We start from the raw sequence: 15,499 nt of genomic DNA on the forward strand, positions 1-15,499 counted from the left end.
AATGTTTAGCCGATTGTCGGCGGGGGAGGAAACGAGAAGAAGGCATGGGGCTATGTGGAAACGGCATAGATCCGCTCTGGCCTTATCGGCCCTTGCGGTCTGGACATAAGAGGAAGCCGGATGATCCCGGATTATGGCGCGAAATCTGACCGCACGGGGCGGTCTAGCAAAGTGAGGTTCGGCCATGCAAGGCTATACAAACGCCAATGACATTTCTGCGGTGGTGGCCGCCGACAAGGCGCATGTCTGGCACCATCTGAGCCAGCACAAGGGCTACGAGAGCCCTGATGTTGACCCTCGGATCATCGTTGAGGGCAAGGGTCTGCGGGTCTGGGATGCGCGCGGCAAGGAATATATCGACGCGGTGTCTGGCGCGGTCTGGACGGTGAACGTCGGCTACGGGCGTGAAAGCATCGCCAATGCGGTGCGCGATACCTTGTTGAAAATGAACTATTTTGCCGGGGTTGGCGGATCTATTCCGGGGGCTTTGTTTGCCGAACGGCTGATTTCGAAGATGCCGGGGCTAAGCCGGGTCTATTATTCGAACTCGGGGTCCGAGGCGAATGAGAAGGTCTATAAGATGGTGCGCCAGATCGCGCACAAGCATCACGGCGGCAAGAAGTGGAAGATCCTGTACCGCGAGCGGGATTACCACGGCACCACGATTGGCACGCTTGCCACCAGCGGCCAGTTGGAGCGGGCGGCGCAGTATGGGCCTTACCCGGATGGCTTCGTGATGGTGCCGCACTGCTTGGAGTATCGCAAGCAATGGGATGTTGAGAACTACGGCGAGCGCGCGGCGGATGCGATTGAGGAAGTCATTCTGCGTGAAGGCGCGGATACCATTGGTGCGCTGGTGCTGGAGCCTGTGACCGCAGGTGGTGGTGTGATCACGCCTCCGACCGGGTATTGGGAGCGGGTTCAGGAAATCTGCAAGAAATACAATATCTTGCTGCATATTGATGAAGTGGTTTGTGGCGTCGGCCGCACCGGGACGTGGTTTGGCTATCAGCACTACGGCATCAAGCCGGATTTCGTGACGATGGCAAAGGGCGTGGCCTCGGGCTATGCGGCGATTTCTTGCACGGTGACCACCGAAGCGGTGTTCGACATGTTCAAGGATGCCGGCGATCATATGTCGTATTTCCGTGACATTTCGACCTTCGGCGGGTGCACGGCGGGGCCAGCGGCGGCGCTGGAGAATATGCGGATCATCGAGGATGAGGGGCTGCTCGACAACACCCTGAAGATGGGTGCGCGGGTGATGGATAACCTTAACGCTTTGATGGAAAAACACAAAGTCATCGGCGATGTGCGCGGTAAGGGGCTGTTCTGCGGTGCGGAGCTGGTGGCGGACCGGGTGACAAAAGAGCCGATGGACGAGAAAAAGGTCGCCGCCGTGGTGGCTGCCTGCAACGCGCAGGGCGTGATCATCGGCATGACCAACCGCTCGATCCCCGGTCTGAACAACACGCTTTGCCTGTCGCCTGCGCTGATCGCCACGCCGGATGACATTGATCAGATCACCGGGGCGATTGATAACGCGCTGACGACGGTTTTTGGTTAAATTAACATCCTTGCAGCCGGGGCATCATTAGTCCCGGCTGCGCAGGACCCTTGCTAGCACGGAGCCTGCGTAAATGAGCAGGATGAGTGGGAGCAAAGGTGCCACGACCAAGAACCTTACAAGGATCTCAGGCCCCAAGGGTCCGTTACAGATGCTTAACGTATTCAAGACGCTTCCGTCGCACAGCAGTTCCGGCAGCGATATCATGATGATCGCAAAGAACCACAGGACCACAAGTGCAGACGTGAGTTTCTTGATGGTGGGTGAGCCACGCCATAGCGCCTCTGCCCAAAGCATGAGCGGCAAAATGCCAAGCACAGCAATCGCGACAACTGTCGGACCAAAATCTTGCATCGTAGGGAAAGTCCTTCTTTGAACGATATTACAGCATGGGTGCCGAAAGTTTCCAACTTTCATAGTTAATTGAAGGGCTGCCTTGTTTGATTTCAAGCGGGGCGGTGGTTGACTTGCGGGGCGTAACTGCGACTTATAAGTCCAGAAATCCGCAGCCATGAGGCCAGAATGTCGATCCCCGCCGAAGCTTTCGTGCTGCCGCCCGCTGCGCGCGGTACGTTGCAGCAACGCATCCGGCAGATGGTGACGGAAGGGGTGTTGTCGGGGCGGTTTCGCGCCGGGCAGAAGATGCCGTCGTCGCGGGGCTTGGCCGAACATCTGGGGATTTCGCGGATCACGGTGACGTTGTCTTATGCCGAGCTGGTCAGTGCCGATTATCTGATGGCGCGGGGACGGTCGGGGTATTTCATATCCGAGAACGCGCCGCGCGCGCCGGAGTTGCAGGCGCGCGCGCCACGGGCCGAGGGGGTGGATTTTGCGACCCTGACCGGCGGGCGGTTTTCGCGGTTGGCGACGGTGAAGCGGCCCTTGGATTGGGAAAATTACCAGTATCCGTTTATTTACGGGCAGGCTGATGCGAGTTTGTTTGATCATCAGAATTGGCGTTTGTGTGCGTTGCGCGCGTTGGGGCGCAAGGATTTCGCGGCGCTGACTTCTGATATGTATGACCGCGATGATCCGTTGTTGATCGAGCATTTGCTGCGCTCGATCCTGCCGCGACGTGGCATTGCGGCGCGGGAGGATGAGGTGTTGCTGACGATGGGGGCGCAGAACGCGTTGTGGATCACCACGGCGGTTTTGCTGGGGGCGGGGCGGCGGGCGGTGGTGGAGAATCCGGGCTATTCGGGCCTGCGCGGAGTGTTGGAGCCTTCGGGGACGGAAGTGATCTCGGTCGATGTCGATGCTGATGGGCTGCCGCCGGATCGGTTACCTGCGGGGGGGGATGTGGTGTTTACCACCGCCAGCCATCAATGCCCGACCAATGCGACCATGCCGTTGGAGCGGCGGCTGGCGCTGTTGGAGGCGGCGTCGCGCGAGGATTTTGTGATTGTGGAGGACGATTACGAGTTTGAGATGTCTTTCCTCAAACCCGTGTCGCCCGCGCTAAAGTCTTTGGATAGCGAGGGGCGGGTGATCTATGCGGGGTCGTTCAGCAAATCGGTGTTTCCGGGGATGCGGCTGGGCTATCTGGTGGGGCCTGCGAGTTTTATCCGCGAGGCGCGGGCGTTGCGGTTGATGATGCTGCGGCATCCGCCGGGGCATATTCAGCGCACGGTGGCGTATTTTCTAAGCCTTGGGCATTATGATGCACTGATCAATCGGATGCGGAACGCGTATCGGCGCCGTCGGCAGGTGATGGAGGAGGCGATCCGCGACAATGGCTTGACGGTGGCCGGGCAGGGGGGCTTTGGCGGATCGAGTTTTTGGATGCGAGCCCCTGCGGGGGTGGATACGGAAGCGTTGGCTGAGGGATTGCGGGCGGAAGGCGTGTTGATCGAGCCGGGGCGGGCATTTTTTGACCCCGCGCAGGCGCCGCGGAATTTCTATCGGCTGGGGTATTCCTCGATTTCGCCCGCGAAGATCCCGGAGGGGATTGCGCGGATTGGGCGGGCGATCCGGGGGGCGTGAGGGAGTGTCCGCGCGTGGACGTGAATTTTAATCTAGGTTTGGCAATGGCTTAATCTGTCATCTTCAGGATTTGCTAAGAGATTGCGCCCGCCGTGTTATCTGGACTTACCACGGTATTCCTTCTGGCCCTAAGGCGGGATTGGACGGAGGGATAGAACGAGCTTAACCACAGAATTTCAGGAGATGCGCGATGCGGATGACCACGGAAGAAGCTTTTGTCAAAGTGCTGCAAATGCATGGCATTGAGCACGCGTTTGGGATCATCGGCTCGGCGTTCATGCCGATCTCGGATTTGTTTCCGCGTGCGGGCATTACGTTCTGGGACTGCGCACATGAAGGTTCGGGCGGGATGATGGCGGATGGCTACACCCGTGCGACCGGCAAGATGAGCATGATGATCGCGCAGAACGGGCCGGGGATTACCAACTTCGTCACGGCGGTGAAAACCGCCTATTGGAACCACACGCCGCTGTTGTTGGTCACGCCACAGGCGGCGAATAAGACGATCGGGATGGGGGGATTCCAAGAGGTTGAGCAGATGGCTTTGTTCGCCGATATGGTCGCCTATCAGGAAGAAGTGCGCGATCCGAGTCGGGTGGCAGAGGTGCTGAACCGGGTGATCATCAATGCCAAGCGGGCGAGTGCGCCTGCGCAGATCAACATGCCGCGCGATTACTGGACGCAGGTGATCGACATTGACCTGCCCGCGATTGTCGAATTTGAGCGGCCTTCGGGCGGCGAGGCGGCGATTGCGGCTGCGGCGGAATTGCTGTCATCGGCGAAGTTTCCGGTGATCTTGAATGGGGCTGGTGTGGTTTTGGGCGGGGCAATTCCTGCGAGCATGGCGCTGGCCGAAAGGTTGGATGCGCCGGTCTGTGTGGGCTATCAGCACAACGATGCATTTCCAGGCAGCCACCCGCTGTTTGCCGGGCCTTTGGGCTACAATGGCAGCAAAGCGGCAATGGAGTTGATTTCTGCTGCGGATGTGGTATTCTGTTTGGGTACCCGATTGAACCCGTTCTCAACGCTTCCCGGATACGCGCTGGACTATTGGCCTAAACAGGCCAAGATCATCCAAGTCGATATTAACCCTGATCGGATCGGGTTAACGAAGAAGGTGACTGTTGGCATTGTCGGCGACTCGAAAAAGGTCGCCGAGGCGGTTTTGGCGCGATTGGCCTCTACCGCCGGTGACCATGCGCGCAGCGAACGCAAAGCCAAGATTGCACAGACCAAATCGGCATGGGCGCAGGCTTTGTCCTCGATGGACCATGAGGAAGACGACGCGGGCACCACATGGAATCAGCGCGCACGGGCGGATAAGCCAGAGTGGATGAGCCCCCGGATGGCGTGGCGGGCGATTCAGGCGGCTTTGCCGAAAGAGGCGATTATTTCTTCCGACATTGGCAATAACTGCGCGATTGGTAATGCCTATCCGACGTTTGAGGCGGGGCGGAAGTATCTGGCTCCGGGCCTGTTCGGGCCTTGCGGTTATGGTCTGCCTGCGGTGGTGGGGGCGAAAATCGGTTGCCCGGATGTGCCGGTGGTGGGGTTCTCGGGCGATGGCGCCTTTGGCATTGCGGTGACGGAATTGACCGCGATTGGCCGGGGCGAGTGGCCTGCGATCACCCAAGTGGTGTTCCGCAACTATCAATGGGGCGCGGAGAAGCGCAACTCGACCTTGTGGTATGACGACAACTTTGTCGGCACCGAATTGGATACGCAGGTGTCTTATGCAGGCATTGCAAAGGCTTGCGGGCTGCAAGGTGTGGTGGCACGGACGATGGACGAGCTGACGGCGGCACTGCGGCAAGCGATCATCGACCAGAAGGCGGGTAAGACCACGCTGATTGAGGCGATGATCAATCAGGAGTTGGGCGAGCCGTTCCGCCGCGATGCGATGAAGAAACCCGTGGCGGTGGCGGGGATTTCTGCGGCTGATATGCGCCAGCAGGTTGTTTGATGCCGTTTGATCTCGGGCTGGGGGCTTCGATCTGGATGGCGGTGGCGATCCTGATCGCGGCCTTCATCCGGGGCTATTCCGGCTTTGGCTATTCGGCGATGGTGATTGCAGCTTCGGGTGTGGTCACCAATCCGCTGCATTTCGTGGCCGTGGTGGTCATTCTGGAAACCGCGATGAGCCTGCAAGCCGCGCGCGGAATCGGTGGCGATGTCGATTGGCGCAGGGTTTGGCTGATGATGGCGGGGGCAGCGGTTGGCCTGCCGCTGGGCTTGTGGGCGCTGACGGGGATCAGCGAGGAAGCGGCGCGGGCGGCGATTTCGGTCTATATTCTGGTGATGTGTGGGGTGTTGCTGGCAGGTTGGCGGCTGCGCGCGGAGGTGCGGGGGGCGGGCAATCTGGCAGCGGGGGTGGTCTCGGGTCTGGCCAATGCGCCGGGGATGGGCGGCTTGCCGATTGCGGCTTTCTTTGCCGCGCAGCCGATGCAAGCGGCGACGTTTCGCGCCACATTGATCGCGTTTTTCCCGCTGCTCGATCTCTATTCCGGCCCTTTGTATTGGTGGCATGGCTTGGTGACGTGGGACACGCTTTGGGCGGCACTGGCCGCTTTGCCGCTGACGTTCTTGGGCAACTGGCTGGGATCACGGCATTTTCTGAACACCGATCCGCAGGATTTCCGCCGCTTTGCGATTTTGCTGCTGGGCGGCCTGGCGGTGATGGGGCTGATCAAGGCGGTGCTGTAAGATGTTGCTGGTGGTCAATGCCGGGTCATCCTCGGTCAAGCTGGCGGTGTTTGACGCGGATTTGCGCGAGGTTCTGGCGGGGTCGGTGACCGAGATTGGCGGGGCGGGACGGCTGAAAATCGGCACTGTCGGTCAGGATTGTGCGGTGGCCGATCACCAAGCGGCTTTGGCGCTGGCGCTCAAGGCGATGGCAGCGCAGGGCGTTGGTTTGGGTGATCTGACGGCGGCGGCTCATCGGGTGGTGCATGGCGGTGAGGCTTTGGTGCGGCCGATGCGGGTGACAGATGCGGTGATTGCGGGGATTGAGGCTTGTGTGCCGCTGGCCCCGCTGCACAACCCTGGCAATCTGACGGCCATTCGGGCGCTGCAGGCACTGGCCTCCGATCTGCCGCAGTTTGTCAGCTTTGACACTGCATTTCATGCCAGCAACCCGGCGGTGGCGGTGACTTATGCGCTGCCTGTGGCAGAGCGGGCGCGCGGGCTGCGGCGCTATGGCTTTCACGGCATCAGTTACGGCGGTCTGGTGCGGCATTTGCAGGGCTTGGGCGCTTTGCCCGAGCGGTTGCTGGCGCTGCATCTGGGCAATGGCGCGTCGCTTTGTGCGATCCGGGGCGGCGTGTCGGTGGCAACGACGATGGGCTATTCGCCGCTGGACGGCATCACCATGGGCACGCGGACAGGCGGCATAGACGGCAATGCAGTGTTACGGCTGGCGGAGCTGCACGGGATCGCGGGCGCGGGGCAGATTTTGAACCGCGAGAGTGGGTTGCTGGGCCTTGGCGGGTATAGCGACATGCGGGCGTTGCACGCGGCGGGCACGCCAGAGGCGGCGTTTGCGGTCGAGCATTTCTGCTATTGGGCGGTGCGGCACGCGGGCAGCATGATTGCGGCGATGGGCGGACTCGATGCCATCGCCTTCACCGGTGGCATTGGCGAGAATGACGCGATGGTGCGCGGGCAGATTGTGCGCGGTTTGGCATGGGCCGGGGATGCTCCCGTGCATATCGTGGAGGCTGAGGAAGAACGCTCGATTGCGGTTGAGGCCTTGGCGCTGCTGCGGTCTGGTGCGTAACCACATGGGGGCGTGGGTTTTTCCGGTTTTACGAGGGCGGGGCGGAGGTTTTTCCGAGATTGCGGCGAATGTCGTGACCCTGTGTCGCAATCGGGCTTGTTTGGTGGAAAACTTCCGTCCAGATTGACGGTAGACGCTTGGGGGGAAGATGACTGTTCAGCCGAAGATTGACACCTCGCCCCCGGTTTCGGACGAAATCCGCAAGACCACCTGCTATATGTGCGCCTGCCGCTGCGGCATCAATGTGCATCTGAAGGAGGGCCGCGTCAGCTATATCGAGGGCAATCGCGACCATCCGATCAACAAGGGCGTGCTTTGTGCCAAGGGTGCGTCGGGGATCATGCAGGTGACGGCGCCGTCGCGGTTGCGCGCGCCTTTGCGCCGCGTCGGGCCGCGTGGATCGGGGGCGTTTGAGGAGATTTCCTGGGACGAGGCTTTGGCTTTGGCAGTGTCCTGGATGAAGCCGTTGCGAGAAACCGCACCGGAAAAGCTGGCGTTTTTCACCGGGCGCGATCAGTCGCAAAGCTTTACCGGCTGGTGGGCGCAGGCGTTCGGCACGCCGAATTATGCAGCCCACGGCGGGTTTTGCTCGGTGAACATGGCGGCGGGCGGGATTTACACTATCGGCGGCGCGTTCTGGGAATTTGGCGCGCCAGATTGGGAGCGCACCAAGCTGTTCGTGCTGTTCGGTGTGGCGGAAGATCACGATAGCAACCCAATCAAGATCGGTCTGGGCAAGTTGAAAGAACGCGGAGCCCGCGTGATCGGCGTTAACCCTATTCGCACCGGCTATAATGCGGTCGCCGATGACTGGCTGGGCATCACGCCCGGCACCGATGGGCTGTTGATCCTGTCGCTGATCCACTGTCTGCTTGCGGCGGGCAAGGTCGATCTGGAGTATCTGGCACGCTACACCAACGCGCCTTTGCTGGTGGTGGAGGATGGCCCGGAAAAGGGGCTGATCGCCAAGAATGCCGAGAGCCAACCCTTTGTGATTGATCGCAGAACCGGTGCGCCAGCGCCTTGGGACGGCAAGGGCGTGCAGCCTGATCTGGGGGCTAGCTATCAGGGCAACCGGACGGTGTTTCAGCATATGGCCGAGAAATATCTGGCCGGCGAATATGCTCCCGAAGCGGTGGCCGCGCGCTGTGGTATTGCGGCAGATCGCATCCGGGCTTTGGCTGCCGAACTGGCACATGTGGCCTTTGATCAGGCGATTGAGATTAAGCAATCCTGGACGGATTTTCGCGGCGATTTCCACGAAACCATGCCGGGGCGGCCCGTGTCTTTCCACGCCATGCGCGGGATTTCGGCGCATTCCAATGGCTTTCAAACCGCCCGCGCTTTGCATCTGTTGCAGATCGTTTTGGGCACGGTTGAGGTGCCGGGTGGCTACCGCCTGAAGCCGCCGTATCCGAAACCGATGGAGGCGCATCCGACACCGCATTTTGTCACTGCTCCGGGCAAGCCGCTGTCTGGGCCGCATTTGGGCTATGTGCGCGGGCCGGAAAATCTGGCGTTGAAGGAAGACGGCTCGCCTGTGCGCATTGATAAGGCGTTTACGTGGGAGAACCCGTTTTCGGCGCATGGGCTGATGCATATGCTGATCCCGAATGCCCATGCCGGTGATCCGTATCGCATCGATACACTGTTTCTCTATATGGCCAATATGGCGTGGAATTCTTCGATGAATTCGGCTAAGGTCATGGAAATGCTAACAGATAAAACGCCGGATGGCGAATATGTCATCCCCCGCATCATCTATTCCGACGCCTACGCCAGCGAAATGGTGGCCTATGCCGACCTGATCCTGCCCGACACCACCTATCTGGAGCGGCACGATTGCATTTCTCTGCTCGACCGCCCGATTTCCGAACCGGATGCGGCTGGGGATTCTATTCGCTGGCCAGTGGTGGAGCCCGACCGCGATGTGCGACCGTTCCAGTCGGTGTTGCTGGATCTGGGCGCGCGGCTGGGGCTGGCGCCGATGGTTAAGGAAGATGGCACGCCGAAGTACAAGGACTACGCCGATTACATCGTGAACCACATTCGCCGCCCCGGCGTCGGGCCGCTGATCGGCTTTCGCGGCGATGGTACGGCAGAGGGGCGCGGTGATGCCAACCCCGACCAGCTGGCGCGCTACATCGAAAACGGCGGGTTTTATCAAGCCCATGTGCCGGAGGAGGGGGCCTTCTACAAACCGTGGAATATGGCCTATCAGGATTGGGCGGTAAAAACCTCGTTTTACGAGTCTCCGCAGCCCTATCTGTTCTCAATCTGGTCGGAACCGATGCGCAAATTCCAGATGGCCGCCGAGGGGTTGGGGCCGATACAGCCGCCCGATCACCTGCGCGCGCGGCTGAAACAAGCGATGGAGCCGCTGCCGATCTGGTATCCGCCGTTTGGCGATCTGGAGGCCACTGGCTGGGGCTATCCGATCCACGCGATCACGCAGCGCCCGATGGATATGTATCATTCCTGGGGCAGTCAGAACGCGTGGCTGCGGCAAATTCGGGGCACGAATTTTCTCTATCTGCCGACGAAAATCTGGGTTGAGCAAGGCTTTGTCGAGGGCGATTATGCAAGGGTGATCTCGCCCAATGGCGGCATTACAGTGCCTGTCGCGCATATGGCGGCACTGAACGAGCACACGGTCTGGACGTGGAATGCGATTGGCAAACGCAAGGGCGCTTGGGCGTTGGACGCGGGTGCTTCCGAGGCCACGACGGGGTTTTTGCTGAACCATTTGATTTCCGAACTTTTGCCGGACAAGGGCGATGGTGCGCGGCTGTCGAACTCTGATCCGGTGACGGGACAGGCCGCGTGGTTCGATTTGCGGGTGCGGATTGAGCGGGTTGGCGCAAAGACGCAATCTGAACCAAGCTTCGCGCCGATCCCGCGCGTGGTGCCGCAAGGGGGGGAGCGTGCATGACCAGTTTACCCGTTTCGACAGAAAAGCGGCTGGGTCTGGCAATCGATCTGGACACTTGCGTCGGATGTCAGGCTTGCGTGACGGCTTGCAAGGGCTGGAACGATCAGGGCTATGGCGTGCCTTTGTCAGATCAAAATCCTTATGGTGCAGAGCCTTCCGGGGTATTCTTAAATCGGGTTCACAGCTATGCCGTGCAACCTATTGATGGCGCTGCACAAACGATAAATTTCCCGCGTTCCTGCCTGCATTGCGAAGATGCGCCCTGCGTCACCGTTTGCCCAACCGGGGCCAGCTATAAGCGCAGCGAAGATGGCATCGTCTTGGTAAACGAGGATGCCTGCATCGGCTGCGGTCTATGCGCTTGGGCCTGCCCTTATGGCGCGCGCGAGATGGACGCGGCAGCGGGGGTGATGAAGAAATGCACGCTGTGTGTGGATCGGATTTACAATGAAAACCTGCCCGAAGAAGACCGCGAGCCCGCCTGCGTGCGCGGCTGCCCAACAGGCGCGCGGCATTTTGGCGATTTTGCCGACCCGGACAGCAAGGTCAGCCGTTTGAGTGCCGCGCGCGGGGGCTATGCTTTGATGCCCGATCTGGGGACCAAACCGGTTAACCGCTATCTGCCGCCACGTAAGAAGGATGTGCGGCAGGATGCCAGCATTCTGGCACCTCTGTTGGACATTAAGGCCAGTGGTTTTGCCGGATGGCTTGACCGCGTGTTGGGGAAGATCTGATGCATCCGGCACCTTCGGTTATTGTGTTTTCGGTGCTGTCGGGGGCGGGGTTTGGACTGCTGTTCTACTTTGGGTTTGGCTTTGCACATCCGTCCGGGCTCATGGCCTTTCTGTGGTGGGGCTTGGGCTATAGCCTTGCGGTGATTGGTCTTTTGGCCTCGACCTTCCATTTGGGCAATCCAAAGCGGGCGTGGCGGGCGTTCACGCAATGGCGGACAAGCTGGCTTTCGCGCGAGGCTTGGGCTTCGGTTGCGGCCTTGGTATTGTTGGCTCCGATGGCGCTGTCGGATTGGTTGGATTTGGGCCTGCCGCGCCCGTTCGGCTGGCTTGGTGGGGCGTTGGCGCTGCTGACGGTGTTCACGACTTCGATGATTTATACGCAGATCAAAGCGGTGCCGCGCTGGCATCATTGGTTAACACCCGTGATGTTTTTAAGCTTTGCGCTGGCAGGGGGGGCGGTGCTGGCGGGGCAAAGCTTTGCTGCAGTGTTTCTGGCTGCTCTGGTCGTGATGTTGCTGGCGATTTGGCAGGTGGGCGATGGCCAATTTGCGCGTCGGGCACAGACTTTGGGCACCGCGACCGGGCTTGATCGGATCGGCGACGTGACGGTGTTTGAGCAGGCGCATACGGCGGGAAATTATCTGCTGCGCGAGATGATTTTCGTGGTGGGCCGCAAACATGCACAGAAATTACGGGCGATTGCATTGGCGCTGGCGGCGGTAATTCCGGCGGGTTTGCTGGCGATTTCGGGCGAGGTTTGGGCTTTTGCCTTGGCTGCGATATGCCATTTGATCGGCGCTTTGGCCGCCCGCTGGTTGTTCTTTGCAGAGGCCGAGCATGTGGTAGGCTTGTTTTACGGCAAACGCTAGGAGGAGCGATGACTCCGCTGCAAAGGGTGCAAAATCTGCCGATCTGGCAAGGGGTGGTGCGGGTGGAACCCCTCGGCGGTGGCATCACCAATCTGAACTTTATCGTGGAAGATGATGCACAAAAGGTGGTGGTGCGGATCGGCGACGACATTCCGCTGCACCAGATCTTGCGGTTCAATGAATTGTCGGCCAGCCGCGCGGCCCATGCGGCGGGAGTATCACCAGCGGTGATTTACCATGAACCGGGGGCTCTGGTGATAACCCATATCCAGGGCCGCACCATGACGCCTGCGGATTTTGCCGATGATGCGGTGCTGGATCAGGCCTTGGCCTTGGTGGCGCGGGCACATCGCGAAATTCCGCTGCATTTACGGGGGCCTGCGCTGGTGTTCTGGGTGTTTCATGTGCTGCGCGACTATGCCGGGACGCTGCGGGATGCGGGATCGGGCTATGCCTCGGCGCTGCCGGAATTGTTGGCGCAGGCTGCGCTGCTAGAGGTTGCGGTGGGGCAGATTGACTTGGTGTTTGGGCATAACGATCTGCTTGCCGCGAATTTCCTGCATGATGGCACGCGGATGTGGTTAATCGACTGGGATTATGCCGGGTTTAACGCGCCATTGTTTGATCTCGGCGGGCTGGCGGCGAACACTAGCCTGACTGCGGCGCAAGAAGCGCGGATGCTGGGGGCCTATTTTGATCGGGCGCCAGACGGTGATTTATGGCGCAAATACAAAGCGATGAAGGCGGCGGCGGCGCTGCGCGAGACGCTGTGGAGCATGGTGTCTGAGATATATTCCGAGATTAATTTCGACTATGCCGCCTATACTGCGCAAAATCTTTCCACCTATCGGGCAGCGTTTGCAGCCTTTGAAACCGCTTGAGGATAACATGGTTGACTTACCCACGACCGCGCGAGCTGTCATCATTGGCGGCGGGATTATTGGCTGCTCGACCGCCTATTACATGGGGAAATTGGGCTGGACTGACACGGTTTTGCTGGAAAGGAAAAAGCTAACCTCGGGGACGACGTTTCATGCGGCGGGGTTGGTGGGGCAGCTCAGAACATCGGCTAACATCACGCAATTATTGGGCTATTCGGTGGAGTTGTACAAACGTCTTGAATCCGAGACGGGGTTGCAAACCGGTTGGAAAATGAACGGCGGCCTGCGTTTGGCCTGCAATGAGGCGCGCTGGACGGAGGTGAAACGTCAGGCGACGACGGCGAAATCTTTCGGTCTGGAAATGCACTTGCTGACGCCGCAAGAGGCGCAGGATTTGTGGCCATTGATGACGATTGAGGACCTTGTTGGGGCGGCTTACCTGCCGACGGATGGGCAGGCGAACCCTTCAGATATCACGCAAAGCCTCGCGAAAGGCGCGCGGATGGCGGGGGTGAAGATTTTTGAAGACACGCCGGTGACGCGGGTGATCGTTGAAAATGGCCGGATTCGGGGGGTGGAAACGCCGTATGGCGTGGTGGAATGCGAGAAGGTGATTTGCTGCGCCGGACAGTGGACTCGAATTTTGGCGGGCTCGGTGGGGGTGAATGTGCCGCTGGTTTCGGTGGAACATCAGTATATGATTACCGAGCGTATTGAAGGGGTTACACCGGGTCTGCCAACCCTGCGCGACCCGGATCGGCTGACCTATTGGAAAGAAGATGTCGGTGGTTTGGTCTGGGGTGGCTATGAGCCAAACCCGAAACCCTGGGCGGTAAAGGGCATCCCAGAGGACTTTCATTTCGATCTGCTGACCTCGGATTTTGACCATTACAGCCAGTTCATGGAGGACGCGATTGCGCGGGTGCCTGCGCTGGCGACGGCGGGGGTGAAGCAGCTGTTGAACGGGCCAGAGAGCTTCACGCCGGATGGCAATTTCATCTTGGGCGAAGCACCAGAGTTGAAGAATTTCTATGTGGGCGCAGGTTTTAATGCCTTTGGCATCGCCTCGGCTGGCGGCGCAGGCATGGCTTTGGCGGAATGGGCGGCGAAGGGGGAAGCGCCGTATGATCTGTGGCCGGTGGACATTCGCCGCTTTGGCCGTGTGCATCAGTCGACCGATTGGGTGCGGACGCGGACACTGGAGGCTTACGGCAAACATTACACCATCGCTTGGCCGTCTGAGGAAATGCAGTCGGCGCGGCCGACACGACGCTCGGCTTTGTACGGGCATTTGCAGGCGGCGGGGGCGTGTTTTGGCGAGAAATTGGGCTGGGAGCGCCCGAATTGGTTCGCCGATCTGTCAGTTGGCGAAGTACCGGTCGATTGCTATTCCTACCAGCGCCCCGGTTGGTGGGATCAGGTGCGGCGCGAACATTTGGCGTGCCGGGAAGGAGCGGTGCTGATTGATCAAAGCTCGTTCGCGAAGTTTGTGCTGAAAGGGCCGGATGCAGCCAAGGCATTGAATTATATTGCAGCGGGGGATGTGGATCGGGCGGTGGGGGGGCTGACCTATACGCAGTTGTTGAACGCGCGCGGCGGGATTGAAGCTGATGTGACGGTGGCTCGGACAGCTTGGGATGAGTTTTACATTGTCACCGGCACCGGCTTTGCGGCGCATGATTTCGACTGGATTTCACGCAATTTGACCGGGAATTGTCAGTTGGTCGACGTGACCTCGGGCTCGGCGGTGCTGTCGCTGATGGGGCCGGAGGCGCGCCGCGTTTTGGCGCGGGTGTGCCCGGATGATCTGTCGAATGAGGGGTTCAAATTTGGCACCGCGCGGCAGGTTTCGGTGGCGGGTTGCCCGGTTCTGGCGTTGCGGGTGACCTATGTCGGCGAGCTCGGCTGGGAATTGCACATGCCGACCGATGCGGCAGTGACGGTGTATGAGGCGCTGATGGCGGTCGGCGGTGTGGTGAACGCAGGCTACCGCGCGATTGAAACCTTGCGATTGGAGAAGGGGTATCGGGCTTGGGGTGCGGATATTGGGCCGGATCATACGCCGGTTGAGGCAGGTTTGCTTTGGGCCTGCAAGATGAAATCCGGGGTGGATTTTCTGGGCCGTGCGGCGCTGGCAGCACAGCTTTCGGGCGGGGTTAAGAAGCGGTTGGCGGCGTTTACCGTCGATGATCCCTCGGTGATTTTGCTTGGGCGGGAAACAATCTACCGCAATGGCGAGCGGGTGGGTTGGCTGTCTTCGGGCGGGTTTGGCCACACGATCGGCAAGCCGATTGGCTATGGTTATGTGCGCCACGCGGGCGTGGACGAGACGTTCATGACAAGCGGCAGCTATGAGCTGGAGGTCGCGTCAGAGCGGGTCGCGGCCAAGCTGCATCTGGGTGCGCTTTATGATCCGACGGGGGCGCGGATCAAGGCGTAAGATCACGCCATGTAGAACTGTTTTGGCAGCAAATACGGGTAGTTGGTGGTGGGGTCGATCTCGATTTTCATGATTGGGGCCATCCATTCACCCCAGCGTTTGTCGACGGGCGATGTCCGCAGATAAGCTTTGGTGGCCTCTAAATCATCGGTTTCAAAGAAGCCGAACAGGGTTAATCCGTGGCGGAAAATGTTGTAGTTGCGGATGCCGGCTGCGCGCAGGGTCTCCAACATTTCGGGCCAGATTTCGTCATGGCGCTTGAGGTATTCAACCTCGTATCCGGGGCGGACTTCCAGCACCCAAGCGTATCCGGGCATG

At 59.9% G+C, this 15,499-nt stretch carries 11 protein-coding genes; 10 read left to right on the top strand and 1 reads right to left on the bottom strand.

The features are described 5' to 3' along the window. Positions 1-184 precede the first annotated feature (184 nt). The 10 genes from tpa (at position 185) to AKV04_RS22955 (ending at position 15,181) form a co-directional block, all read left to right on the top strand. On the top strand, positions 185-1,567 hold the full coding sequence (gene tpa / locus AKV04_RS22905) for a hypotaurine--pyruvate aminotransferase Tpa (protein ID WP_054008729.1): 1,383 nt from the start codon (positions 185-187) through the stop codon (positions 1,565-1,567). A 522-nt stretch (positions 1,568-2,089) separates the two neighbouring features. Beyond that, positions 2,090-3,550 (top strand): MocR-like pyridoxine biosynthesis transcription factor PdxR, encoded by a 1,461-nt coding sequence (gene pdxR / locus AKV04_RS22915; protein ID WP_054008731.1) that lies wholly within the window; start codon positions 2,090-2,092, stop codon positions 3,548-3,550. A 190-nt stretch (positions 3,551-3,740) separates the two neighbouring features. Then, positions 3,741-5,513: a sulfoacetaldehyde acetyltransferase gene (gene xsc / locus AKV04_RS22920; protein ID WP_054008732.1), complete on the top strand. Its 1,773-nt coding sequence runs from the start codon at positions 3,741-3,743 to the stop codon at positions 5,511-5,513. Further along, complete coding sequence (locus AKV04_RS22925) at positions 5,513-6,253, top strand: sulfite exporter TauE/SafE family protein (RefSeq protein WP_054008733.1); 741 nt, start codon at positions 5,513-5,515, stop codon at positions 6,251-6,253. Before xsc ends, AKV04_RS22925 begins: the two co-directional genes overlap by 1 nt. 1 nt (position 6,254) lies before the next feature. Next, positions 6,255-7,325 (top strand): acetate/propionate family kinase, encoded by a 1,071-nt coding sequence (locus AKV04_RS22930; RefSeq protein ID WP_054008734.1) that lies wholly within the window; start codon positions 6,255-6,257, stop codon positions 7,323-7,325. 148 nt (positions 7,326-7,473) lie between these two features. Next, a complete protein-coding gene (locus AKV04_RS22935) occupies positions 7,474-10,257 on the top strand; it encodes a molybdopterin-dependent oxidoreductase (RefSeq protein ID WP_054008735.1) in 2,784 nt (927 codons plus the stop codon). Further along, entirely contained in the window at positions 10,254-10,991 is a 738-nt protein-coding gene (locus AKV04_RS22940) for a 4Fe-4S dicluster domain-containing protein (RefSeq protein ID WP_054008736.1), read from the top strand. The genes AKV04_RS22935 and AKV04_RS22940 overlap by 4 nt, the downstream gene beginning before the upstream one ends. Then, entirely contained in the window at positions 10,991-11,860 is an 870-nt protein-coding gene (locus AKV04_RS22945) for a dimethyl sulfoxide reductase anchor subunit family protein (protein WP_054008737.1), read from the top strand. The genes AKV04_RS22940 and AKV04_RS22945 overlap by 1 nt, the downstream gene beginning before the upstream one ends. A gap of 8 nt (positions 11,861-11,868) precedes the next feature. Beyond that, positions 11,869-12,741, top strand: coding sequence for a choline/ethanolamine kinase family protein (locus AKV04_RS22950; RefSeq protein ID WP_054008738.1), 873 nt, complete (start codon positions 11,869-11,871; stop codon positions 12,739-12,741). 7 nt (positions 12,742-12,748) lie between these two features. Further along, positions 12,749-15,181, top strand: a complete 2,433-nt coding sequence (locus AKV04_RS22955; protein WP_054008818.1) for a GcvT family protein — start codon at positions 12,749-12,751, stop codon at positions 15,179-15,181. 2 nt (positions 15,182-15,183) lie between these two features. Here the strand turns inward: AKV04_RS22955 and AKV04_RS22960 are convergent, their stop codons facing one another. Beyond that, positions 15,184-15,498 (bottom strand): L-rhamnose mutarotase, encoded by a 315-nt coding sequence (locus AKV04_RS22960; RefSeq protein ID WP_054008739.1) that lies wholly within the window; start codon positions 15,496-15,498, stop codon positions 15,184-15,186. Between the last annotated feature and the right edge of the window lies 1 nt (position 15,499).

The sequence above is a fragment of the Cypionkella psychrotolerans genome (genome assembly GCF_001294535.1).
Classification (GTDB): domain Bacteria; phylum Pseudomonadota; class Alphaproteobacteria; order Rhodobacterales; family Rhodobacteraceae; genus Cypionkella; species Cypionkella psychrotolerans.